Raw genomic sequence first — 23,806 nt, 5'->3', positions numbered from 1 at the left:
CGGCCGCACTGATTCAATTCTGTTGTTTTTCGAAACTTGCCCGGTGCCCTTGCGAGCACCGGGATCAGATCAGCGTTGCGCCACCTCGGTTGCGGAGTTGGCAAAGCCCATCGCGACGACCTCGGGCGCGACCAGCGCACCGGGACGCACGCGCTGCAGTCCCTTGACCACGATGCGCTCGCCGGCGTGCAGGCCGCCGGTCACCACGCGCATGCCGTCGATCGATACGCCGAGCGCAACTTCGCGATATTCCGCCTTGCTGTCCTTGTCGACGACCATCACGAATTTCTTGTTCTGGTCGGTACCGACGGCGCGTTCGCTGATCAGCAACACCGGCTCGGCCTTGGGTTGTCCCATCAGCAGCCGCGCGAACTGGCCGGGCATCAGGCGTCCATCGGCGTTGTCGAATACCGCGCGCACGCGCACCGTACCGCTGCGCGCATCGACCTGGTTGTCGATCAGCTGCATCCGGCCCTTGTAGGGCGTGCCGTCGGAGGTGCCGGTCCCCATCTGCACCGGGATGCGCCCGATCTCGGATGGCGTCGATTCATCCGCCAGCGTTCGCAACGCCCGCGTCACCACCTGTTCATCGGCATTGAAGCTGGCGTAAATCGGATTGACCGACACCAGCGTGGTCAGCACCGGCGTGCCGGGTCCGGCGGCAATCAGATTGCCGACGGTGATCTCGAGCTTGCCGACCCGGCCTGTGACCGGGGCCCGTACTTCGGTATAGCCGAGATTGAGCTTTGCCGTTTGCAGCGTCGCCTCGGCCGCCTTCAGATTGGCTTCGGCTTCGCGGTAGGCGTTGACGCGACCGTCAAAATCCCGCTGCGAGATCGTGCGCGAATCCGCCAATTGCTGGCCGCGCTCGAAATCGCTCTTGGTGAGGATCAGGCGCGCCCCGGCCGCGGCGACCTGGCCCTCGGCGCGCGCCACATCTGCCGCGTAGAGCGACGGATCGATCAGGATCAACAGGTCTCCCTGTTTGACCAGCGCACCCTCCGTAAAGTGAATTTCCTGGATGGCGCCTGCGACGCGGGAGCGGATTTCGACCCGTTCGACGGCTTCAAGCCGGCCGGAAAATTCGTCCCAGGGCACGGTCTGCCGGGGTGCCACGACGGAGACCGAGACTGGCAGCGCCGCCGGGGCTGCTGCGGCCGCCTCTGCCTGCGCGCTACCGCCGCGACCGCTCAGGAAGGTCGCGCCGGCGGCGATCGCCAGCGCGGCCAGCACCAGTCCTGTTCCAACCAAACCTTTGTTTTTGATAATATTTTTCATGATGACCCCAGACATTCGGCGCCGTTCCCCGATTTGAACAGACTGGAGCGGGCACGACACCCGATCCATGTCTACGTTGCAGCGCACACATTCATAACGCTCGGTATAGATGGGCCATCGACATCCTCTGTCAAGTCACTTATCTAACGATCGGTAGGAAATTGGAGGAGGACCCCATCATGGCCATGGGACGGCCCCGCGAATTCGATGTCGACAAGGCGCTCGACCTGGCGCTCGAGGTGTTCTGGAGCAAAGGCTATGAAGGCGCGTCGATCGCGGATCTCACGGAAACGATGGGGATCACCAAGCCGAGCCTCTATGCCGCGTTCGGCAACAAGGAAGAACTGTTTCGCAAGGCGCTCGACAAGTATGTCGACGGCCCCGGCGGTTACTTTCAGGTCGCGTTGGCCAAGCCGAACATCCGCGCCGTGGTGGAGCACATGCTCTATGAAAGCGCCGACGCGGTCACCGGCCCCGACCACCCGCCGGGATGTCTGGCGGTGCAGGGCGCGCTGACCTGCGGCGATGCGGCCGAATCCATCAAGCAGGAATTGGTGGCGCGCCGCGCCAAGGGCGAACAGGATTTGCGCGAGCGCTTCGAGCGCGCGATCGCCGAAGGCGAACTGCCGCCGGGATCCGACGCTGCCGATCTCGCGGCCTATCTCTCCGCGATCCTGCAAGGCATGGCGGTGCAGGCGGCCGGCGGCACCACGCGCGAGCAAGTGCGCAAGATCGCCGAGATGGCACTGCGCACATGGCCGCCGCCACCCAGTTCTACATGACGGTGAATCCGTTCCCCGGACGCATCGCAGCGTGAAACGGTGCGCTGCAGAGCCGGGGTCCATATGACGGTGACGCAAATTTGGGTCCCGGCTCTGCGGAGCCATAGCGTGTCGAAGACGCGCGTAAACGCGCTAATGGCACGCTGCACCGCGTCCGGGACACGGCCTCCTCACGCCTCCGCGCTCTCGGCCAATCCCACCGCCCACAGCGCAAACGCATACACGATTGCGATTTCGTCGAGGCGGTTGAAGCGCCCCGACGCGCCGCCATGGCCGGCGCCCATGTTGGTCCGGAGCAGCACCGGGCCGCCGCCCTTCATGGTCGCGCGCAATCGCGCGATCCACTTTGCCGGCTCCCAATAGGTGACGCGCGGATCGGTCAGCCCGCCCATCGCGAGGATCAGCGGATAGTCCTTGGCTTCGATGTTGTCGTAGGGCGAATAGGACAGGATGGTGCGGAAATCCTTTTCGCTCTCGATCGGGTTGCCCCATTCCGGCCATTCCGGCGGCGTCAACGGCAGCGTGTCGTCGAGCATCGTATTCAGCACGTCGACGAACGGCACTTCCGCGACGATGCCGGCGAACAATTCGCAGGCGCGGTTGGCGACCGCGCCCATCAGCATGCCGCCAGCGCTGCCGCCATGGCCGACGATGCGCTTTGCGCTGGTGTATTTGGCCTCAATCAACGCACGGCCCGCCGCGGCAAAATCGTCGAACGTATTGGTTTTCTTTTCGCGCTTGCCGTCGAGATACCAGCCCCAGCCCTTGTCGGCGCCGCCCCGGATATGAGCGATCGCATAGACAAAACCGCGATCGACCAGCGACAGCCGGTTGGCCGCGAACGAGGCCGGCATCGCCATGCCGTAGGAGCCGTAGCCGTACAGCAGCAGCGGCGCGTTGCCGTCGCGCACGAGATCCTTGCGATGCAGGATCGAGACCGGCACTTTGGCGCCGTCATGCGTCGTCGCCATGATGCGGGTGGTGACGTAGTCGGCCGGGTTGTGGCCGGACGGAATCTCCTGCCGCTTGCGTAGAATTCGCGTTCGCGTCGCCATGTCGTAATCATAGACTTCCGACGGCGTCGTCATCGACGAATAGGAAAACCGCAAGTTCGTGGTTTCGAATTCATAGCCGCCCATGGTGTCGAGCGAATAGGCCGCTTCATCGAAGGCGATGGCGTGTTCTTCGCCTGATTTGAGATCGCGGATGATGATCGCGGGCAGCGCGTTGGCACGCTCCAGCCGCACCATGTGGCCGGCGTAAAGCTCGACATCGAGCACATAGATGCCCTCGCGATGCGGGATCAAGTCGCGCCAGTTGGCGCGCTCCGGCGCCGCCAGCGGCGCGCTCATCACCTTGAAGTCGATCGCGTCATCGGCGTTGGTGAGGATGAACAGCTCGTCGCCGCGGTCGGCGATCGAATATTGCACGCCTTCCTCGCGCGCCGCGACCAGCCGCGGCGGCGTCTCGGGATTGGCCAGGTCGATCAGGCGCTGCTCGGACGTTTCATGGTCGCCGCCGGCGATGACGCAAAACCGTCCGCTGGAGCTTTCATGCAGATGGGTGAACCATCCGGAATCCTGTTCCTCATAGATCAGCGTGTCGTCCGCCTGCCGGGTGTCGAGGCGATGCCGCCACACCTGCATCGGCCGATGATTGTCGTCGAGCTTGACGTAGAAGAAGCTTTGTCCGTCCGTGCTCCAGACCACGCCGCCATCGGTCTCCTCGACGAGGTCGTCAGAGTCCTTGCCGCTGGCCCAGTCGCGCACGCGAATTGAAAAATATTCCGAACCCTTGGTGTCCGCGCTCCAGGCCTGCAGCTTGTGGTCGGGCGAATGCCGCGCGCCGCCGAACTTGAAATAGCTGTGGGATGCCGCCAGTGCGTCGCCGTCGAGCACGATCTCAACGTCGCCGCCATCGCGCGAGGTGCGGCCGAACATCTCGTGCTGGCCGCCCTCGCGAAACTTGCGCAAATAGGCAAACGGGCCATCCGGCGATGGCACGCTGGAATCGTCTTCCTTGATGCGCCCGCGCATCTCCGCGACCAGCATTTTCTGCAGCGGCGAGGTGTGTCCGAGCAGGCTCTCGGTGTAGTCGTTTTCGCTTTCCAGATACTGCCTGATGTCGGCATCGAGGATCGAGGGATCGCGCAGCACTTCCTGCCATTTGGCGTCCTTGAGCCACGCATAATCGTCCGTCACCGAGATGCCGTGGGTGGTGAAGGAATGCGGGCGGCGCGGCGCCACCGGCGCCTGCAGTGAACGGCCTTTGGTCGTCGGTTGGGTCAAGCGATCCTCGTTTCAGTCGGCATTGCCACTTGCTCTATTGTCATGCGCGGGCTTGACCCGCGCATCCATCAAAAGAAAGCCTTCTTCAAGCTGATGGATTGCCGGGTCAAGCCCGGCAATGACGGCAAGAGGCTGTTGGGCATTATATCGGGTCGAAAGCGCCAATTGCCAGACGGGATTGCCTTGGTCAGGCGTTGTCGGTTAGCTATTCCTGAGCCTTGCAGCGGCGTTGCCGCCCGGGATGCGGTTGACGGCGAGCACCACCGCGAAGGTGATGATCAGCATCGCGATGCCGAGCACGGCGATCGCGGCAAGGTCGCCGCTTTCGTTGAGGTCGTAGATCAGCACCGACAGCACCTTGGTCTGCGAGGTAAACAACACGATCGCCGCCGACAATTCGCGCATCACGCCGATGAAGATGAAGCACCATGTCGCGATCACGCCGGTGCGCAGCAGGGGCGCGGTGATCTGGCGCAGCGACTGCAGCCGCGTCGCGCCGAGGATGCGGCTGGCGTCTTCGAGTTCGGGGTGGATGGTTGCGAATGCCGCCTGCAATTGCTGATAGGCCGACGGCAGGTTGATGGTGAGGAACGCCAGCAGCAGGATCCACAGCGTGCCGTACAGCACGAAGGGCGGCCGCGTGTAGCTCAGGAACAGGCCGACGCCGAGCACGATGCCGGGCACCGCGATCGGCGCGGTGGCGAGAAAGCCGAGAAAACGATGCCCCGAGATCACGCGCCTCGTCGTGACATAGGCGATGACCAGCGCCAGTAACGTTCCGATGGTCGCGGTCGAGGCGCCGAGGATCACGGTGTTCTTGAGCGCGAGCTGGGTCGACGACAATTCGGTGAACACGAACACGATGTTGTGCAGCGTCGCGGTCGCCGGTGTCACCAGCGTGGTCGCGTTCGGCGAAAAGGCGGCGTTGAGCAGCGCCAGATAGGGCAGGAACACGGGGTTGAGCAGCACGATCAGGCAGAACGCCAGCGCCACCCAGCGCCAAGCCTTCATTTCGATCGGGCGCGGCGCGCCATATTTGCCGCCCACCACAGAGTAGCCGCGGCGGCCGAGCAGGAATTTCTGGCCCTGCAGCAGCAGGATCGTCAGGAGCAACAGCGGCACCGCGGCCGCCGCGGCGAGTTCGGGCTTGGGCGGATACTGGAACAGGCTCCAGATCTTGGTGGTCATGGTGTGGAAACCGGCCGGCAGCGCCAGGATCGCCGGCGATCCGAACAGCGTCATCGCCTGCAGGAAGGCAATCAAGGCGCCGGCGACCAATGCCGGCAGCGCCAGGGGGATCGTGACGCGCCGCGCCGTGGTCCACGCCTTGCCGCCGAGAATGGCGGAGGCGTCCTCAAGTTCGCCCGGCATGTTGTCGAGCGCGTTGGCGACCAGCACGAACACGAACGGAAACGTGTAGCAGGAGATCACGAAGATGATGCCGGTCAGCGAGTAGATGTTGAACAGATGCACGTCCGATTCGGCGCCGGTCAGGAACCGATAGAGCTGGTTCAATAGCCCGCTGTTGGGCGCGGCCAGCAATTCCCAGGCTACCGCGCCGAGAAACGGCGGCGTCACGAACGAGGCGGTGACCAGCGCGCGGATGGTCTGCCGTCCCGGCATGTCGGTGCGCGACACCAGCCAGCCGATCGGGGCGGCGATGATGCAGCAGATCGTCGCCGACGTGGTCGCGATGATCGCGGTGGTCGCTAAGGGATCGAGGAAGTCCGGATCGGTGAACAGCTTGACGAAATTCTGCAGCGTCGGGTTGCGCGCCTTGTCGGTGAAGGCATACACCGCCAGCCACGACATCGGCATCACGATCAGCACGATCATGACGGCCGCGAACAGCCACAGGATAGGTTTGGTCCAGTCGAGTTTGGCTTTGGTGGGGGCGATGTCGGCGGCGAGGGTCATTTCAAACTTTCTCCGTCATTCCGGGGCGCGCGTAGCGCGAGCCCGGAATCCATTCATCAGCGAGTAGGCGGCGCAATGGATTCCGGGCCTGCGCCAAGAGGCGCATCCCGGAATGACGGGGTGAGAACGGTTACGCAAACTCACACCCTGAACAACTTCGCATATTTCGTCTTGATCTCTTCCGTCATCGCCTCGACGCCGACAGCATCCTCCTTCATCAGCTTGATGTCGGAAAGCTTGCGGCGTCCCGGCTTCGATTGCACCTGCGGATGAACCGAATATTGCGCGGTGTAGTCGACGAAGAATTGCTGGGTCTCGCGCGTGTGCAGCCAGGCCTGGAACAGTTTTGCCGCGTTCGGATGGGGTGCGGTCTTGAAGATTGCGGTCGGCCCCGAGATCGTCGGCGTGCCCTCGGTTGGATAAAGCGGCTCGACCGGCTGGCCGGCCTCCTTCAGAAGCACGACGCCGTATTCATTGCCGTCGGCCATGACCGCACGTTCGCCGAGCGCGAGCTTCTTCGGTGGATCGGTCGAGGATTGCACCTGCATCACGCGCTGCTTCGAAAGTTTTTCGAGATAGCCCCAGCCCAGCTCACGCACCAGCTGGAAGGTCGCGGTCATAATGGTGCCGCTATAGGACGGATGAGCCTTGACCATCTTGCCCGCCCATTTCGGATCGAGCAGGTCCGCATAGCTCCTCGGCGCGTCCTCAGGCTTTACGAGGTTGGTGTTGTAGGCGATCGACGACAAGTAGATGCGCGAGGTCGCGGACATTCCGTCGGGATCGCGATAGTTTTCCGGAAAATGCTTGGCGACTTCCTCGGGCACGAACGGCATCAGCCAACCGTTCCTTTTCCAGGTGATGATGTGCGAGGCGTCCGACGTGTTGATGATGTCGGCGGCGCGGATGTTGCTGGCGAATTCCTGGTCGACCCGCGAGAACAGCCGCTCCGAGCCGGAGCGCTCGATCTGCACGCTGATGCCGGGATATGCCGCCTCGAACGCCTTGCCGAGCTTTTCGCCGACCGGCAAGTCCATCGAGGAATACAGGACGACCTTGCCTTCCTTTTTGGCCGCTTCGATCAGGCCAGCATTGATCGCGATCGGTTCCGGCGCCTGGGCGCGAACCGGCGACGCGAATACGGTGCCGAGCGCGAGTGCCGCCGAACCCTTTAGGATGCTGCGGCGGTTGATGTTCCTGTGCATCATTTCGGCTCCCTCTCCGTCATTGCGAGGAGCATAGCGACGACTTGTCCGCCGAAGCTCGCAGAGCGAAGGCGGAAGCAATCCATCTATCCCTTATGCCGCGAGATGGATTGCTTCGCTGCGCTCGCAATGACGCCGCTCTACACACGGAAAATCTTCTGATAGCGCGCCTTGATCTCGTCGCTCTGGGCCTCGGCGCCCGCGGCGTCTTCCTTCATCAGCTTGATATCCGCGAGCGGCTTGCGGCCGGTATGTTCCTTCACCTGGGCGTGCAGCGACCGCAGGCCGCCGGCATCGATGATGATCCGCTGTGCGTCCGGCGTGAAGCAATAGTTCTGGAACAGCTTTGCCGAATTGGGATTCGGCGCCGCCTTGAAGATGCCGTTGGGTCCGACGATGAACGGTGTGCCTTCGGTGGGGTACACCACCTCGACCGGCTGGCCGGCCTCCTTGAGCAGAAAGATATTGTACTCGGTGCCGTCGGCCATCACGCTGCGCTCGCCGAGCGACAGCTTCTTCGGCGGGTCGGTCGCCGATTGCACCTGCATGATGTTCTGCTTGGCGAGCTGCTCGTAGTACTCCCAGCCGATGTCGCGAACCATCTCGAAGGTCGCGGTCAGGATCGTGCCGCTATAGCCGGGATGCGCCTTGACGATCTTGCCCTTCCATTTCGGATCGAGCAGGTCCTTGAAGCTCGCCGGCGCGTCTTCGGCCTTCACCAGTTTGGTGTTGTAGGCAATCGGGCTCAGCGTGGCGCGAAAGCCGGCAAACGTGCCGTCGGGATCGCGGTGCTCGGGCTTGTAATGCCTGGCGACGTCCTCCGGCACGTAAGGTAACAGGATGCCCTGCCGCTTCCATGCCAGGAGATGCGCGGCATCGGACGAGTTCGCGATATCGACGGCGTGCACGTTGCTGGCATATTCCTGGCCGATGCGCTGGAACACCCGTTCGGCGCCGGTGCGTTCGACGCGCACCTCGATGCCGGCGAACTTCGCCTTGAACGCGGCCGCGATCTTCTCGGATACCGACAGATCGATCGAGGTGTACCAGACCACCCTGCCTTCTTTTTTCGCGGCCTCGATCAGTTGCGGCGTGATGGCTTCCGGCGGCGGCGCCTGTGCGCGGGCGGCGGAGGCGAACACGGTTCCGAATGCCAGCGCCGTCGAGGCTTGCAGCGAGCCCTGCAGCACCTCGCGCCTTGAGAGTTTTCGCTTCATTGCATCCTCCGCTTCTTGTTCTTTGTCCGGCTGTTGGCTCGTTATCGGCTGAGCGCCCGGCAGCGGTCGGGCGGCAGCGTGAGCCAGACTTCGGTTCCCTTGGCGACATTGTTCGCGGTCGGCGTGGTGACGCGCAGCGAGGTGCCGTCGGCCACCTCCACCATGTAGTCGCGCGCCACGCCGAGATAGACCTGCCGCGTGACCGTGGCCTTGATCGCATTCAGCGCCGCCGCCGGCGTCTGCGTCGAAAGCTGGATATCGTGCTGACGGATCGCGACCGGCGCGCTCTGGCCTGATGTGAGCGGCGCACCGACCACCTGCAAGGTCGCGCCCGCGAACGAGACATGATTGCCATCGCGTGCGGTGCCTTTGATCACGTTGCTGGCGCCGATGAAGCGCGCGACGAATTCGGATTCGGGACGCGCGTAGATATCCTCGGGCGTGCCGAGCTGGTCGATCTTGCCGCCGTTCATCACCGCGATCATGTCGGCCGTGGTCATCGCCTCCGATTGGTCATGGGTGACGTAGATCGTGGTGTAGCGATATTCGTCGTGCAGCCGGCGGATCTCGAACCGCATCTCTTCGCGTAAGTTCGCGTCGAGATTCGACAAGGGCTCGTCGAGCAGCAGCGTTTCCGGCTCCACGATCAGCGCGCGTGCCAGCGCCACGCGCTGCTGCTGGCCGCCCGAGAGTTCACCGGGGTAACGCTGCGCCAGCGCCTCGAGTTTCGTCGTCGCCAGGATCGCGGCGAGTTTCTTCGCGATGATATCGCGGTCCAGTTTGCGCAGGCGCAAGCCGTAGACGATGTTCTCGGTCACCGTCATATGCGGCCACAGCGCGTAGCTCTGGAAGATCATCGACATCTTGCGCTGTTCGGGCGGCAGCGTCCGCGCCGTCGACGACACCAGCCGGTCGCCGACATGGATCTCGCCGTCGGAGGGTTCTAAAAAGCCTGCGATCAGCCGCAGCGTGGTGGTTTTGCCGCAACCCGATGGTCCGAGCAGACAAACCAGTTGCCCGTGATCGATCCGCAGCGAGACGTTATCGACCACCGCCAGCGACCCAAATCGCTTGGTCAGGCCGCGCAATTCGACGGACGCCAATCGGAATCCTCCAACGTTTCTTGCGCCGGAGTCTGCGCCCGGCTTTCACTGGCATGCAGTATAAGCACTAAATGCGACGCGCGGGAAAGCCTTCCGCTTCAGAAGTTAGTTGGATTGAATCAAGCGCATGGCCGGGCTTAGCCGTCTGAAGGACGGCGTCGCTTCCGCTAGCCTATGTCCCGGCCATCCACGTCTTTCGTGCTTTGGATGAAGCTAAGACGTGGATGCCCGGCACAAGGCCGGGCATGACGACGCGTTGGATATTGGACGTCCCTTACGCGCTCACGCTTTCGCCGAGCCATTCGATCGCGGCTTCGGTTCCGCCCTTGCCGTGGGGGATGTTGAGGGCGTTGAGGCCGACTTCGATGACGCCGAGCGTGCCGAGGACCATCGGCGCGTTGACGTGGCCCATATGCGCGATCCGGAATGCCTGGCCGGAGAGGTCGCCAATGCCGGTCCCAAGCACCACGCCGCATTTTTCCTTGCAATAGCGCTGCAGCGCGGCGGGGTCATGGCCGTTCATCGTCACCGTCGTCACGGTGTTGGAGCGCTCGTTTGCTTCCGCGATGTTGAAGCCGATGACCTGGCCCTCGGCCCAGACCGCAACGGCGCGGCGAACCGCTTCGGCGAGCAGCCGGTGGCGCAGGAAGGCATTTTCCAGACCTTCGGCGTGCAGCAGATCGATCGCCTTGCGCAGCGCGAACAAGAGATGCACCGGCGCGGTGCCGGCATATTTGCGGTAATGCTCGCTGCCGTCGCGCTCGGTCCAGTCCCAATAGGGCGTGCGCAGGTTTGCCTTCTTGTGCACCTCGCGCGCGCGGTCGTTGGCGGCGACGAAGCCGAGGCCCGGGGGCGTCATCAGGCCCTTCTGCGAACCGGACATCGCGACATCGATGCCCCAGGCGTCCATCTCGAACGGCACGCAGCCGAGCGAGGCAACCGTGTCGACCATGAAGAGCGCGGGATGTCCCGACGCCTTGATCGCCTTGCCGATCGCTTCGACGTCATTATAGGCACCCGAAGCGGTATCGATCTGCACGGCGACGATGGCCTTGATCTTGTGCTCCTTGTCCAGCTTGAGGCGCGCCTCGACCTCGGCCGGGCGGATCGCGCGGCGCCAGTCGCCCTTCAGCACCTCGACTTCAGCGCCCATCGCGGCCGCGGCATTGCCCCAGCCGATCGCGAAGCGGCCGCTTTCCAGCACCAGCACCTTGTCGCCCCGCGACAGCACGTTGGAGAGCGTCGCTTCCCACGCGCCATGGCCATTGGCGATGTAGATGTAGGAGTGGCCCTTGGTCGCGAACAGCTTGGAGAGATCGCCGAGCAGGCCGTGCGTCAGGTCGAGCATCTCTTTTGAATAGATATCGAGCGCCGGACGGTGCATCGCCTGAAGCACTTCGTCGGGCATGGTGGTGGGTCCGGGGATGGCCAGAAATTCCCGGCCCGCGCGAACGGTCATTTTTCTTATTCCTTATCGGTGGAACGCGGAATCAAGGCGCCCGAGGTTTGGTAGGACTGGAGCATGACAATAATCGATTGAAACCGTCATTGCGAGCGCAGCGAAGCAATCCAGGGCCGCAAAAAGACTTGATCGCTTCCTGGCGTTGCTCCCTCGCGCAATTGCTCCGAGTTTGTCGCGGACAATGGCGGCAAATGGCAGCTTATTTTCCCATTGCCCCCGCGATCGCATGCCAGATCTGATCCTTCAGCTCGGTCGCAGGCGGGCTCGGGATCGTCACCGCGGGGCCGTCGCGCTTCCGGCACGCCTCGACCAGCCGCAGCACCCAGATCTCGCCGTCGGTGTAATAGAGGTCGCCGCCGCCATTATAGCCCGCAATCGTCGGCCCGATGCCGGTGACCTGGTATTTCGCGGTCACCATGCCGGCATTTGCTAGGTCGGTACTGAGCCGCGCGCGCTCGGTGTCGAGATCGGCGCTGATGTGATGCGTCACCGCGCCGGTGTATCGGCTGACGCCGACGCCGCGGTCTTGCGTCGCCGCGCCGAGCCACACCGGGCGTTTTTCCTCGCCCTGGTCCAGCACCTTCCAGTAACGCACGTGGTTACGGCGGTCGGCGCTGGCGCCGATCGGCTTTTCGTACGCCAGATCCTCGCGGCGTTCCTGATAATAGAGATTGCTGACCGGCGCATCCTTGTAGGGGCGGTCGAGCAGCACGGAGCCTATGATCTCGATCGATGATTTCAGCGTGATCGGATCGGCCGGATACCAGCCGGCCTGATGCATTGCGCAGATCACGTCACGCTGGTCTCCGATCAGGCCGACATTCATCGGGTCGCCGGGAATGCCTTGTCCCGTGCGCGTCACCATCGGCAGATCGGCGAGGCCTTTCTGGTGCTCATAATGCGTCCACAGCCCGGGCAGGATCAGATAGGCGAGCAGGCCATAGCCGCAAAGGATGAACAGGGTGAGCGTAACCGCGCGGCGCAGCCCGCCGCGATGCTGTCGGGGTGGGAGATTACTGGGTTGGGTGCCGGGCACGCGTCGTGCACTCAGTTGCACTTCTCCCTCTCCCCGCACTTCGCGGGGAGAGGGTTGGGGTGAGGGGCTCTATCCGCGAGTTCAGTGATCATGGAAATACCTGTACCCCCTCACCCGACGCTTCGCGGCGACCTCTCCCCGCAAGCGGGGCGAGGTAAAAAGAAAGCCTAACGTTTGGTCTCGCGGCAGCCCGCGGCTTCTGCCTCTTCGACCGAGCAGAACCAGCGCGTGCCCTTGCTGATCTTCATCTCGATCTTCGCATACCAGCGGCTGGTGGGCTGGTGGAAGATGCACTCCCCGGAGCGGTTGACATTGCCCTTGATGGTGCAGTCGGGCGACGGCGCGACCGAGCCGGAGGCCGATGCCAATAGGATGGTGATGGCGTTCTCGGGCGGCTTGGCGGCGCCGAGAATGGCGGTCTTCTTGTTGCGGGCGCGCCAGTCCCACGGCGCGATGAAGGCGCCCTGCCACATGCCGGCCTTGGCCTCGCGCGCGGCCTTTTCATCCGCCTCATAGTCGCGGGAAATACGCGTGAACGCCAGCGCCCAGCCGTTGGCGACCAGCCATTTCTGGACGTCCTCGCCGCCAACCTCGCATCGCGCCACGGTGCGGCCGCGGCGATCGATGCTGCGGGCCCGGCAGGTCCAGCTCTTGTTGCCGAAATGCTTGATCATTTCGTCACGCGCGGCGACGCCGCAGGTCCAGCGTTCGCCCTTGTTGTTGAGGCAGAGCTGGTCCACCGCCGGCGCGTCGATGCCGCCGAGCCGAATGCGGGTATTGCCGATCTGCAGCTTATCGCCTTCGCGTATTTTCGGGACGCCGCTGATGTCGGCGGCGTGCGCCATCGTGGACGGCAACAACATCAGAACGGCGCAAAGCCAAATCCTTGATTTCAACAGTGTTGATTTCATCGGCAATCCCGTCGCGCAATGGCGTACAACAATTGCGCGGATTGTGCGGACATTGAGGCTGGCTTGCCAGTGTTCTGGGGCCGCATGGCTTTCAACTTCCCGTCAGAAATCGGCGCTCTTGGCGCTTCATGAGCTTACGATCTTGCGTCGTGCAGGATATCCCTCTTTCGTGGGGTATGAGCGGTTAAGCGCCTCTACCCCGCATCATCACTCCCCGTGCCAGCGCCAGCCCCATCAGCACGAAGGCCGAGGTCACCTCGGGGCCGCCGACCAGGATGCGCGTCGGGGTCTTCATCTTGTTCCACTCATAGGCCTTGAAGGGACCATGGCGACCACCTTCGCCGGTAGCGGCGACGATGCAATGCAGCGCAGGCGCAAAACTCGAAGCGTCGGCGCCGAGATGCGCCAGCGCCATCAGGGCCAGCGCCGCGTCGAAGGCGTTCATCTCGTGGGTGATCAGCTCGCCCTCGACATAGGCCAGCACGCGGCTGCGGATGAAGTCGAAGGTGTTTTCGGGATCGATCGCCAGCCGCGCCGCCGGCGGCAGCGCGATGAAGGCCGCATAGCAGCGGCCGAAATAGGCGCAGTACAGCTCCGGCAGATAATAGATATGCGAGCGCGGATTGCTGAACGCGCCGCTTTCCACCAGCCGCTTTTGGAAGCCGATGATGCGGTGAACCGTCTCGAGCCGTGACGGCGTCTCGATGATCTTCCAGCGGCTGAGGTTGCGGAAGCTGACCTCGAGGATGTCGAGGTTGAGCGTGGGATCGAGGTCGTTGCCGTAGGGCCGGTCGCCGGCGAGGTTGTCGATCCAGGTAACGACGCCGCCCTCGTACTCGACATTGTCGTTCAGCGGCACCGTCACGCGCGGCTCGTTGGCGCCGCTGCGGACCTGATAGCCGGCGTAGAAATCCAGTAGCGGCTGGTCGAGGATCGGATCGGTCGAGCCGGCCTGCGTCGCCGCCGAAAACGAGCAGGCGGTGGTGTCGCAGTCCGGCACGTAGATGCCGAAGCCGAGATCCTGCTTGATCTGGGAAAAGAACTTTGAAAAGCGCGGATGCGGCAGCGGCGCCAGTGCGGTGATGACGCGCACGGTGGAGCCGTCATGCGAGGGCACTTCCTCGGCGCTGGTGGCGAGGCAAAAATCGACCATCTCCGAGATGGCGCGGCGCGACGCCGCCGTCTGGTCCCCGGAGGCCAGGCCGGTTTCGACGAAGCTGAGCAGCGCCTCGGTGAAGAAGGCGTCGTAATAGGCCGAGCGGTGCCGGATCTGCATCGGCTCCCACATCGGCTCGGCGATGCCGGTCCAGGGCGGGTTGATCAGCGCGCGGGCCGGCGAATGCGCGATGAAGATCCGCGCCAGGCTGAACAGCAAGGTCGAGTTCTTGTAGCCGCGCGAATTGAGCCCGGTCAGCGCCATCAGCATTTCGCGCCCGCCCATATCGGCATCGCCGAGCAGGTTGAACGCGGCATAGGTCGGAATGAAGCCGTTCTTGGCAAACGAGCGCAGCAGATGCGACCCGCAGGTCCGGATCACGCGCTCGATCTCGGCGAGGTCAGGCGCTTTTGCCGGCGCCACGGCCGGTGCCGGCTTGGGATGACGGATCTCGATGCTCTCCATCAGTTCGGCAATGGGTGTACCTACCGCTTCCCAGTCGGGCGCGTCGTCGTCGCGGGCGCGGGTCAGTGCCTCACGCAGCGACTGCAGCCGGCCTTCGTCGCGCAGTTGCGGCAAACCGGTCCGGCGCAGCAGCGGGCGCAGCGCCGGGTTGCCGAGCGCGGTCCGATAGAATTTTCCGAGATGGGGATCGCCGCCGGCATAGTTCAGCAGCAGGGGGTCGCAGACGTCATACAACGACGGCCCGTCCTTGCGGGCGGTCAGCGCGCGGTAGGCGGCGCCGGCGAAATATTGAAAGCCCATGCAGTCTCTTTTCGCCGGAACCGTGAACCGAGGGCCGTCGAATCCACCGCCGGCCTGCAAGCCATTGAAAATGATACAAATCAGCGGGAAATACAAATGTGACTGATGTCACGTAAAATGTCCCGATTTGGTACCATCATTCTCTTGGGGAACGTCATGCGCCAAAGGAGGTTGCCCGCAATGGCCGTGCGGGTTAAGGGTTTCTTTGTTGCGGTGCCGCAAATTGCCATAATTCGACGGCACACCAATTCGCAACCCCTCAAACCTAAACGGCACTGGCGCGACTAACTGGCGCGCCCTGGTCAACGATTGGGAATTGAAACAATGGACGGTAGCAAGCCAAGCATCTCTCGCCGCTCGATCACCGTGGCCGCCGCTTTGGTCGGCCTGGTGTCACTGGCGATCGGCGCCCATGCTGCGCTCAACAAGCGTTCGCTCGATGCCGCCAAGGCGATCGCGACCGAACAGAATTCCGACGTCGCCACCAAGACTTCCCGCGTCGCACTGGTCATCGGCAACGGCCACTATCCCGACGCCTCGGCGCCGCTGGCGCAGCCGATCAATGACGCGCGCGGCCTGACCGCGGCGTTGCGCGGCAAGGGCTTTGACGTCGACGTGGTGGAAGACGCCACCAAGGACGACATGGCCCGCGCCATTGGCCGGCTCAAGTCCAAGATCAAGCCCGACAGCGTGGTGATGCTGTTCTTCGGCGGCTACGGCGTCCAGGTCGGCCGCCAGAGCTACATGATCCCGGTCGATGCCGCGATCTGGAAGGAAGCCGATGTCCGCCGCGACGGCGTCAGCATCGAGGCCGTGCTCGACGCGATGAAGGAGCAGGGCGCCAAGGTCAAACTCGTCGTGGTCGACGCCTCCCGCCGCAACCCCTATGAGCGCCGTTTCCGTTCCTACTCCCACGGCCTGGCGCCGATCTCGGCGCCCGAAAACGCGCTGATCCTGACCTCGGCGACGCCGGGCAAGGTGGCCGATGATTCCAAGGGCCAGTACAGCGTGCTGATGTCCGAGCTGCTCAATAACCTCGACGCGCAAGCGGGCGTCGAAACCGCCTTCAACAAAACGCGCGCGACCATCTCCCGCGCCAGCGAAGGCGAGCAGGTTCCCTCGGTGTCGTCCTCGTTGCTCGAAGACGTCAGCATCGGCGGCTGATTTCAGACCTAGGGTGGGCAAAGGCGCACTTGCGCCGTGCCCACCATCTCTCCCGGAATCATTGACTTGAATGGTGGGCACGCTTGCGCTTTGCCCACCCTACGATTCCAGCCAATCCTTACTTCGCGTCCGAGGCCACCATCACCGGGCGCACCGGATCGCCTTCGCGCAGCAGGGCACCGGCGCGGGCGACCACGATATCGCCTTCGACGATGCCCTCGCGGATCTCGACCTGGCCCTGTGACATCAATCCGGTTTCCACCCGCCGCGTCTCGACGCGCTGGCGCTTCACCACCTGCACCACGGTGCCGGCATTGCCATAGAGGATCGCGGTCAGCGGCACCGAGATGCCGCAGCTCTGGCCAGTCTTGATCTGCGCCCGCCCGGAGGAGTTGACCAGTAGCCGGCGGTTGGTGGTGACCGCGATGAAGACCTGGGCGAGCTGGCTGTTGGGCTCGACTGTGGTCGACAGCCGCCGCACCCTGCCATCGACTTCGCCGGCGCCGATCACCTTGATCCGTGCGTTCTGGTTGATCTGAAGTTTTGCGATGTCGCGGGTCGGCACCAGCCCGACGAGGTCGAATTCGCTGCGGGCGATGATCGAAAACAGCGCCTCGCCCTTGCCCGACGCCATGGCGCCGACCGCGGCGGTCGAGGCCGAAACCAGCCCGGCGACGGGCGCCTGCACCAGCACCGTGCCGCCTTCCGGCAACGTCAGCCGGGCCAGCGTCTGGCCAGCGGTGACGGTATCGCCGGCATCGATCAGCACTTCGGCGACCTTCAGCCCCATGCGCTCGGGCCGCACCTGCGTTTCCTCGCGCGCGATGATGGTGCCGGACACCTCGACATTGTTGCCGAAGCAGGATTTCGCGGCCTTGAACACGGTGACCGCCGCGCCCTTGGGCGCCGTTTCCTCGTCGGCGGCAAACGCCTGTGGCGCGGCCAGGCTGAGTGCCCCCGCAAGCATCAGGGCAGGCAGCTTGAGGTCGCGCGCGGTGATCATCGGCGTTTCATTTCCAGTTTCGGGCCCATAAATACCAGAAATGGATACCAGATGCCCGACCGGCGCGCCAAGCGGCAAGAAGACCACCAAGATGGTCCAAATCGCCGTTCAACCGCCTGCCAGGCTGACCAGCTTCGCCGCCGGCTGACCGGCCGCCAGCGACACGCCGGCGAGTTCATCGGCGCGGGCGATGTGGGCCGCGATCACGGGGTTGATGATGGCGGCATGGGTCATGGCAAGCATATGGCCGGCATCCGGCAGATGGCGCAGTTCGGCGCCGTCGATCACCGCGGCCAGCCGGCGGACGATGCGCTGGGTCAGGTTCGGCGATTGCCCGCCGGACAACAGCAGCGTCGGTACCCGTAGCGAGGCCGCCGCCATCGTCACGTTCTGTTCGGCGAACGCGGCAGCGAAATCGTACGGTAATCTTTCCGCATGTTCGATCATGCGGATGCGCGCGGCCACTGACAGCTCCTCGCGCGGGCCGGAGCCGAACCAGAACTCGGAAAACTTGTCGATCGCCTCCAGCACTGACCCGTTCCAGATATCCTCTCGCACCTCGGCGGCAAGACCTTCGAACTGGTCGTGCAGCCGCCGGTCCGGCGCGCTTTCGCGCAGCAGCGTCGGCAGCACCGGCTCGATCAGCGTCAGACTGCGAATGCGATGCTCATACGCCGGATCGGTCGCGATCTTGAACGCGATGGCGCCGCCATAGGAATGCCCGACCAGATGGATCGGGCCATCAACCGGATCAAGCGTCTCGCGCAGGCACGCCACTTCCTGCGCCAGCGTCAGCGGCAGGTCGAACGTGCAGACCTTACTGCCATAGCCGATCAGGTCCGGCGCGATCAGCTTTGTGCCGGGCCCAAATTCGGCGGCGAGTTTTGCCCATTGGCGTCCCGCACCGAGTGAGCAATGCAGCGCGACGACGCAGGCGGTAGCGCTTTTGCGTGAAGGTACTTGAGTCAAAACATTCATCGAACTCATCCTGTATGTTCTTTCGCGCAATCTCCCTCTCCCCGTTCTTTACGGGGAGAGGGGCGGGGTGAGGGGCTCTCACCGCGAGCGCTTGGGCCAATGGAGAGACCTGTACCCCCTCACCCGGATCGCGATGCGATCCGACCTCTCCCCGCAAGCGGGGAGAGGTAAGAAGAGGCGAGCGGGGAGTCTGGAAGTGAATCGTCATCGCTTCGTGATCACCACTTCGAGATATTCGCTCGGCACCACCATGCTGCCGTTGGTGGCGCGGTTCATGCGGACGATCAGCGCGTGCAAATCGTTGTGCAGCTCTTCCTGTTTTGTGGGTTCGAGCGCGGCGAACGCTTTCAGCACCGGGCCATAGAACGTCTTGAACACGTCGAGGAAATGCTCGGCCGATCGGTAGCGGAAATTGAACAGCCGGGATTCCGCCTTGATCGAGGCCGCGCCGGCGTCGAACATCTCGGTGAGCCGCGCGCGCGTGCCCCACATCGCCGGCGATTTTGCGCCCGCGGGCGGCGGCAGATGCTTGCCGAGCGTCTTGAACACCTGGCCGATAAAACCGTCCGGCGTCCAGTTGGCGAGCCCGATCTGGCCCTTCGGCTTGCACACGCGCAGCAATTCTGCCGCCGCCTTGTCCTGGTTCGGCGTGAACATCACGCCGAAGGTCGAGAGCACCACTTCAAAACTGTTGTTGTCGAAGGGGAGGTTCTCCGCATCGGCCTCGCGAAACTCTATTCCCATGCCTTCGGCATTGGCGCGCGCCCGGCCGCGTTCCAGAAGCGCCGGCACGTAATCGGTCGAGGTCACGTCGCACCAGCGGCGCGCGGCGGCGAGCGAGGCCATGCCGTTGCCGGCGGCGACGTCCAGCACCTTGGCGCCGGCCTTGAGGTCCATTGCTTCGCACAGCTGCTCGCCGACGATCTGCAGTGTGGAACCGACGATGGCGTAGTTGCCTGACGACCACGCTGCCTGCTGCCTGGTCTTCAGCGCGGCAAGATCGGGGGCGGGGGTGGCGGTTGAAGCCGGCATTGTGGCGGTAGCTGTGGTGGCCATGCAGTTTCCTCCTCTGTGGCATGCGGTCACGGGGGTGACAACGCTGAACCGAACATGCCGCTCGGAGGACCTAAAGACTCTGAGACGGGGCTGATTTTGCCTTGAGGCCACCCTGATTTTTCTGTGAGGCGGGAATCTGTGAGGTAAGACACGTCATGGCTGACTTGAGCGCGCTAATTGAGCGCCCCCGCCAGCAAAACCCGGCAAAACCGGGCGACAAGCGGGTCCGATCAACCGGTCACGGGGATCCTCGCGTGCAGTTTCACTTCTCAAACCATGTGCTCGACGGCGCCGTGCGCGAATTGACCCGCGATGGCCAAATTGTCGCAGTCGAGCCGCAGGTGTTCGATCTCCTGATGTACCTGGTCGAGCACCGCGACCACGTCGTTACCAAGGACGATCTGATCGAGAGCATCTGGCACGGCCGCATCGTCTCCGAATCCACGTTGACCAGCCGCATCAACGCCGCGCGCACCGCCATCGGCGACAGCGGCAAGGACCAGGCGCTGATCCGCACCATCGCGCGCAAGGGTTTTAGGTTTGTCGGTGACGTCAGCAGCGGCAGCGGCGCTCTTGCGGCGCGACCCGCGCTCAGCGGCGCCCTTGCGCCGCAAAGCGCGACCACTGCCTCCCCATCGCCCGCGCCCGAACCCGCCGGCGCGTCCCTGCCTGCGCTCGATCGCCCCGCCATCGCTGTGCTGCCGTTCACAAACATCTCCGGCGAGCCCGAGCAGGAATATTTTTCCGAAGGCATTTCGGAGGACATCATCACGGCGTTGTCAAAGCTGCGCTGGTTCTATGTCATCGCCCGCAACTCCTCGTTCGTCTATCGCGGCCGTCAGGTGCATCTGAAGCAGATCGGCGAGGAGCTCGGCGTCGACTATGTCGTCGAGGGCTCGGTGCGCAAGGATGGTGACCATGTGCGCATCACCGCGCAGCTCAACGATGTCGTCACCGGCAGTCATTTGTGGGCCGAGCGCTACGACCGCAATCTCGCCGACGTGTTCGCGGTGCAGGACGAGATCACGCAGGCCGTGGTCGCCGCGATCGAGCCGCAGCTCTATGCCGCCGAGAATTTCCGCAGCCAGCGCAAGACGCCGGACAACATGGACGCCTGGGATCTCGTCATGCGCGCGCTGTCGCATTACTGGCGGGTGACGCGGTCGGACAATCTGGTGGCGCAGGCGCTGCTCGAAAAAGCCATCGCGGTCGATCCCGGCTACGGCCAGGCGCTCAGCCTGCTCGCGGCCTGCCACATGTTTGCGGCCCATATGGGCTGGGAGGACATGCCGATTGCGGTGCGGGCGGCGGAACGCGCCGCCCTGGCGGCGATCCGCGCCGACTCTGAGGATGCCTGGGCGCATTATGCGCTGGCGAGCGTCTATCTGTTCAACCGCCGCTTTGACGATTGCATCGCCGAGTTCGAGCTGGCGCTGCGGCTCAATCCGAATTTTTCGCCGGCGCGCGGCATCTATGGCGTGGCGCTGTCCTATCGCGGGCGCTGGGAGGACGGCGACGCCGCCGCCCGGCAGGCGCTGCGCTTTTCCCCGCGCGATCCCTTTGCCGGCATCTATTGCGGCGTCGCCGCCTATTGCCAGTATGTCGGCCGCAACTACGAGGAGGCGATCCGCCTCTCCCGCGAATCCCTGCGCCAGCGCCCCGATTTCGTCGGCGCCCACCGCGTGCTGACGGCCTCCCTCGGCATGTCCGGCTTCACCCAGGCGGCCGCCGCCGCGCTGGAGGGGCTGCGGAACGTACAGCCGAATATCTCGCTGGCCTGGCTAGGAAGCGAGATGCCGTATGAGCATGAGGTGGAAAGGGAGCATTATCTGGAGGGGTTTAGGCGGGCGGGGCTGGGGTAGGCGGTAATTCCAACGTCTGAGCCCATAGTCTGCCCAAGCTTCGTCTTCTCCAAATTGTTTGCTATTCCAACCTGCGCGTAATGCAATCGAGGGTTGGAATGTTGACCAGGGGGACTTCGCTCCAAGGATCAGCTTTTTGATGCCGAGAAGGTCACGCAGTTGTTCACGAAAATCAAAGCGATCAACGACAGCGGCGTGGCGTTCGGCTTGCCATATGGTAACATAAGAGGTACCATTGATCCTCGTCGAGGAATTCGTCACAGATGAGGATGTCAGCCCCTTCAGGCGTTGGTTCGATGATCTCGACGATCAGGCCGCGGCTTGGGTCACGATTGCCATCGATCGGCTAGGCGAAGGTAACACTTCGACCGCGAAGTCGCTCGGCGAAGGTGTCTCGGAACTGCGGATCAATCGTGGCCCCGGTTATCGGGTTTACTTTGGCTGGGACGGCAAGCTGCTCGTCATCCTGCTCGGCGGCGGCACCAAGAAACGGCAGCAGAACGATATCCAGAGCGCGTTACGCCACTGGCGCGCGTACAAGGCGCGCAAGGCGGCCGGACGGACAAGAAGGAACTGACCATGCCCTTGACGCGAAGTTTTCGCGAGACGGTGCAGGCGCGGGCGCGCCGCGACGTTAAATTTCGGCAAGCTTTGCTCGCGGAGGCGATGCAGGCGCTGCTCGATGGCGATCTGGAGGAGGGGCGCGCCGCACTGCGCTCGTGTATCAACGCCACGGTCGGCTTCGAAAAACTTGGTGACGCGCTTGGCAGGTCGCCGAAGAGTCTGATGCGCATGTTCGGACCGTCGGGCAATCCGACGGCTGAGAACCTACTCGGCGTCATCAGCCTGCTGCAGGACGAGACGGGCGTTCGTCTGCGCGTGCGCGCGGTGGCCGACGCAGCCTGACGGAAGCCCCTAATACAAAGACCGCCAGCCCGACTAAGCTGGCGGTCCATGTCTACGCATCCGGCACTCACCGCACCGAACAACCTCACCTCACAGAATAAAGTCCGCCGTCGTGAACTGGTGGCTGTTGGTCGAGATGATTTCCATGTCGGCCGCGCCGCCGTTGATGTTGAAGAACACGTGCTGGCCGTCGTCGTGGGTCTCGAACCAGAACTTGCCGGCCTGGGTGGTCGCGCCGCTGGACGAGAACGTGAAGGTGCTGTTGCCGTTGGCGGAATTGCCGTCGGCGTCCATGAAGGACACGTCGATCTTGTCGCCCACCTGGAAGTCGGTGATACGGTCCGCGGCGCCGACCGCGCTCTCGTTCTCAGTGCCCAGGCCGACGAAGTAGACGAAATTGTCGTTGCCCGTGCCGCCCGACATCACGTCGGCCTTGCCGCCGCCGTAGAGCGTGTCTTCGCCGCTGCCGCCGAACATCGTGTCGATGCCGTGCAGGTTGGACGCAACCGCGTCATTGTCGCCGACCAGATAGTCGTTGTCGCTGCCGCCGCTGATGCGGTCCGCGCCGGCGCCGCCGAAGATGTGGTCCTCGCCCGACTGGCCGTTCAGATTGTCGTCGCCTGCGCCGCCGTCGATCGTGTCGTTGCCGGAGCCGCCGAACACCTTGTCGGCGGAGTTGCCGTCCAGGATGATGGTGTCGTTGCCGCCCTGGCCGTTGACGTTCTTGGTGGCGGTGCCCGTCAGCTGGAAGTGAAAGTTGTTGCCGCTGCCGAGATTCAGAAAACCGTCGCGGGCGTCGTCCTGGGTCAGTTCGGATTGTTGTTCGGCGTAATCCAGCTTGTTGAAAGGCTTCCAAGGAAAGATCGGCATGGTCGTGTTCCCTCTGTGTCGGCCGCCCGGAATGGGCTTGCCTGTGACCGAGAACATCGCAGGGAAGGCCGGCCGGCGCTGTTCCCTGGGGAACAGGCGGCGCATGGGGTGGTTCGCGGCGCGATCGAGGTGTCGTGGTGCGTTCGCAATGACGGTTGAGTGCGACAAAACAACCCGACGGGCAAATCAGTTCTGATTTACGGAAGTTGTGTCAAGCAGAAAATTTCTGTAAATCAAAATATTTCTGTTGTCGGCCGACCCAAATCAGTGCGCATCTATCGCCATCCCGTCCCACTCAGAGGGCGTCGGCCGTCGTCACGGACGTTGGACGGGTTGCGGTGGACGCTGGTTCACGTCTGACGACGGCGTGGACGGGCGTACGGCAAAACCGTGTGGTCCTGGCGCCCGTTGCTGGCGTCAAGCCGTCGGCTAGGCGCAAGCTGAACCGGTGGTGACGGAGTCAACCAAGAACTCGTCTCCGGGGAGAGCACGGCATAAGCCGTAAAGCCATTGCGCAGGGAAGGCCGGGTGTTCTCCGCTGCCCTGTATGCTCGTGTGCAGCATTTCTTGTGCTAACCGCACACGGGACCGCGGGTGCAGCGCGCACCCGGTCTTCCCTGCGCCCTCTGTATTCGAGGGCGGGAAGTTTCTGGCAAAGCTCGGGCCAATGCGTCGCGAGAATGTCGAAGTGTGTGTCACACCCACATGTGTGTCACACCCACAATTGTCGTCCCCGCGAAGGCGGGGACCCAGTATCCCAGAGACAGTAGTGATTGAACCGAGAAACCGCGGCGTACTGGATCCCCGCATGCGCGGGGATGACAATCCAATTTGGAATGAACAGAGC

The 23,806-nt window shown here is 63.6% G+C and carries 19 protein-coding genes; 5 read left to right on the top strand and 14 right to left on the bottom strand.

The window, feature by feature from the left end; translation table 11 throughout:
* Positions 1 to 69: 69 nt before the first annotated feature.
* Positions 70 to 1,278 (bottom strand): efflux RND transporter periplasmic adaptor subunit, encoded by a 1,209-nt coding sequence (locus tag JQ641_RS34500; RefSeq protein WP_212001049.1) that lies wholly within the window; start codon positions 1,276 to 1,278, stop codon positions 70 to 72.
* 179 nt (positions 1,279 to 1,457) lie between these two features.
* On the opposite strand from JQ641_RS34500, the gene JQ641_RS34495 reads away from it, so the two are divergent.
* Positions 1,458 to 2,060, top strand: a complete 603-nt coding sequence (locus JQ641_RS34495; RefSeq protein ID WP_212001047.1) for a TetR/AcrR family transcriptional regulator — start codon at positions 1,458 to 1,460, stop codon at positions 2,058 to 2,060.
* 170 nt (positions 2,061 to 2,230) lie between these two features.
* On the opposite strand, the gene JQ641_RS34490 is transcribed toward JQ641_RS34495, so the two are convergent.
* From JQ641_RS34490 to JQ641_RS34450, 9 genes are all read right to left on the bottom strand, one after another.
* Positions 2,231 to 4,348 (bottom strand): S9 family peptidase, encoded by a 2,118-nt coding sequence (locus JQ641_RS34490; RefSeq protein WP_249151096.1) that lies wholly within the window; start codon positions 4,346 to 4,348, stop codon positions 2,231 to 2,233.
* Positions 4,349 to 4,549: 201 nt separating this feature from the next.
* On the bottom strand, positions 4,550 to 6,265 hold the full coding sequence (locus JQ641_RS34485; RefSeq protein WP_212001044.1) for an ABC transporter permease: 1,716 nt from the start codon (positions 6,263 to 6,265) through the stop codon (positions 4,550 to 4,552).
* A 140-nt stretch (positions 6,266 to 6,405) separates the two neighbouring features.
* Positions 6,406 to 7,473, bottom strand: coding sequence for a substrate-binding domain-containing protein (locus JQ641_RS34480; RefSeq protein ID WP_249151094.1), 1,068 nt, complete (start codon positions 7,471 to 7,473; stop codon positions 6,406 to 6,408).
* Between the two features lie 137 nt (positions 7,474 to 7,610).
* Complete coding sequence (locus tag JQ641_RS34475; protein WP_212001042.1) at positions 7,611 to 8,687, bottom strand: ABC transporter substrate-binding protein; 1,077 nt, start codon at positions 8,685 to 8,687, stop codon at positions 7,611 to 7,613.
* Positions 8,688 to 8,728: 41 nt separating this feature from the next.
* On the bottom strand, positions 8,729 to 9,790 hold the full coding sequence (locus JQ641_RS34470) for an ABC transporter ATP-binding protein (protein ID WP_212001040.1): 1,062 nt from the start codon (positions 9,788 to 9,790) through the stop codon (positions 8,729 to 8,731).
* Between the two features lie 274 nt (positions 9,791 to 10,064).
* Positions 10,065 to 11,249, bottom strand: coding sequence for a pyridoxal-phosphate-dependent aminotransferase family protein (locus JQ641_RS34465; RefSeq protein ID WP_212001038.1), 1,185 nt, complete (start codon positions 11,247 to 11,249; stop codon positions 10,065 to 10,067).
* Positions 11,250 to 11,451: 202 nt separating this feature from the next.
* The gene (locus JQ641_RS34460) at positions 11,452 to 12,288 is read right to left on the bottom strand and encodes an LssY C-terminal domain-containing protein (RefSeq protein ID WP_502755025.1); all 837 of its coding nucleotides are present in this window, start codon (positions 12,286 to 12,288) and stop codon (positions 11,452 to 11,454) included.
* Positions 12,289 to 12,455: 167 nt separating this feature from the next.
* Positions 12,456 to 13,151, bottom strand: coding sequence for a thermonuclease family protein (locus tag JQ641_RS34455; protein WP_502755024.1), 696 nt, complete (start codon positions 13,149 to 13,151; stop codon positions 12,456 to 12,458).
* Positions 13,152 to 13,383: 232 nt separating this feature from the next.
* The gene (locus JQ641_RS34450; protein ID WP_212001034.1) at positions 13,384 to 15,120 is read right to left on the bottom strand and encodes a hypothetical protein; all 1,737 of its coding nucleotides are present in this window, start codon (positions 15,118 to 15,120) and stop codon (positions 13,384 to 13,386) included.
* A gap of 324 nt (positions 15,121 to 15,444) precedes the next feature.
* On the opposite strand from JQ641_RS34450, the gene JQ641_RS34445 reads away from it, so the two are divergent.
* Positions 15,445 to 16,284, top strand: coding sequence for a caspase family protein (locus JQ641_RS34445; protein ID WP_212001032.1), 840 nt, complete (start codon positions 15,445 to 15,447; stop codon positions 16,282 to 16,284).
* A gap of 118 nt (positions 16,285 to 16,402) precedes the next feature.
* On the opposite strand, the gene JQ641_RS34440 is transcribed toward JQ641_RS34445, so the two are convergent.
* The 3 genes from JQ641_RS34440 to JQ641_RS34430 all read right to left on the bottom strand — a co-directional run bounded on the left by JQ641_RS34440 (position 16,403) and on the right by JQ641_RS34430 (position 19,321).
* Positions 16,403 to 17,287 carry an efflux RND transporter periplasmic adaptor subunit gene (locus JQ641_RS34440; protein ID WP_212001030.1) on the bottom strand — a complete coding sequence of 295 codons (885 nt, stop codon included), beginning with the start codon at positions 17,285 to 17,287 and terminating at the stop codon, positions 16,403 to 16,405.
* A 108-nt stretch (positions 17,288 to 17,395) separates the two neighbouring features.
* Positions 17,396 to 18,265: an alpha/beta fold hydrolase gene (locus JQ641_RS34435; protein WP_212001028.1), complete on the bottom strand. Its 870-nt coding sequence runs from the start codon at positions 18,263 to 18,265 to the stop codon at positions 17,396 to 17,398.
* Positions 18,266 to 18,469: 204 nt separating this feature from the next.
* Positions 18,470 to 19,321 carry a class I SAM-dependent methyltransferase gene (locus JQ641_RS34430; RefSeq protein WP_249151093.1) on the bottom strand — a complete coding sequence of 284 codons (852 nt, stop codon included), beginning with the start codon at positions 19,319 to 19,321 and terminating at the stop codon, positions 18,470 to 18,472.
* Between the two features lie 254 nt (positions 19,322 to 19,575).
* Here JQ641_RS34430 and JQ641_RS34425 point away from each other — a divergent pair, with 254 nt between their 5' ends.
* From JQ641_RS34425 to JQ641_RS34415, 3 genes are all read left to right on the top strand, one after another.
* On the top strand, positions 19,576 to 21,183 hold the full coding sequence (locus tag JQ641_RS34425; protein ID WP_212001016.1) for a winged helix-turn-helix domain-containing tetratricopeptide repeat protein: 1,608 nt from the start codon (positions 19,576 to 19,578) through the stop codon (positions 21,181 to 21,183).
* 238 nt (positions 21,184 to 21,421) lie between these two features.
* A complete protein-coding gene (locus JQ641_RS34420) occupies positions 21,422 to 21,760 on the top strand; it encodes a type II toxin-antitoxin system RelE/ParE family toxin (protein ID WP_212001087.1) in 339 nt (112 codons plus the stop codon).
* Between the two features lie 2 nt (positions 21,761 to 21,762).
* Positions 21,763 to 22,089, top strand: a complete 327-nt coding sequence (locus JQ641_RS34415) for a helix-turn-helix domain-containing transcriptional regulator (protein ID WP_212001014.1) — start codon at positions 21,763 to 21,765, stop codon at positions 22,087 to 22,089.
* 90 nt (positions 22,090 to 22,179) lie between these two features.
* Here JQ641_RS34415 and JQ641_RS34410 read toward each other — a convergent pair whose 3' ends face one another.
* A complete protein-coding gene (locus JQ641_RS34410; RefSeq protein ID WP_212001012.1) occupies positions 22,180 to 22,959 on the bottom strand; it encodes a calcium-binding protein in 780 nt (259 codons plus the stop codon).
* Positions 22,960 to 23,806 lie beyond the last annotated feature (847 nt).

It is taken from the genome of Bradyrhizobium sp. JYMT SZCCT0180 (genome assembly GCF_018130165.1).
In the GTDB taxonomy this organism is placed as follows: domain Bacteria; phylum Pseudomonadota; class Alphaproteobacteria; order Rhizobiales; family Xanthobacteraceae; genus Bradyrhizobium.
The sequence above is the reverse complement of the archived record's forward strand: the minus strand, read 5'-3'. Positions and strand labels throughout refer to the sequence as shown.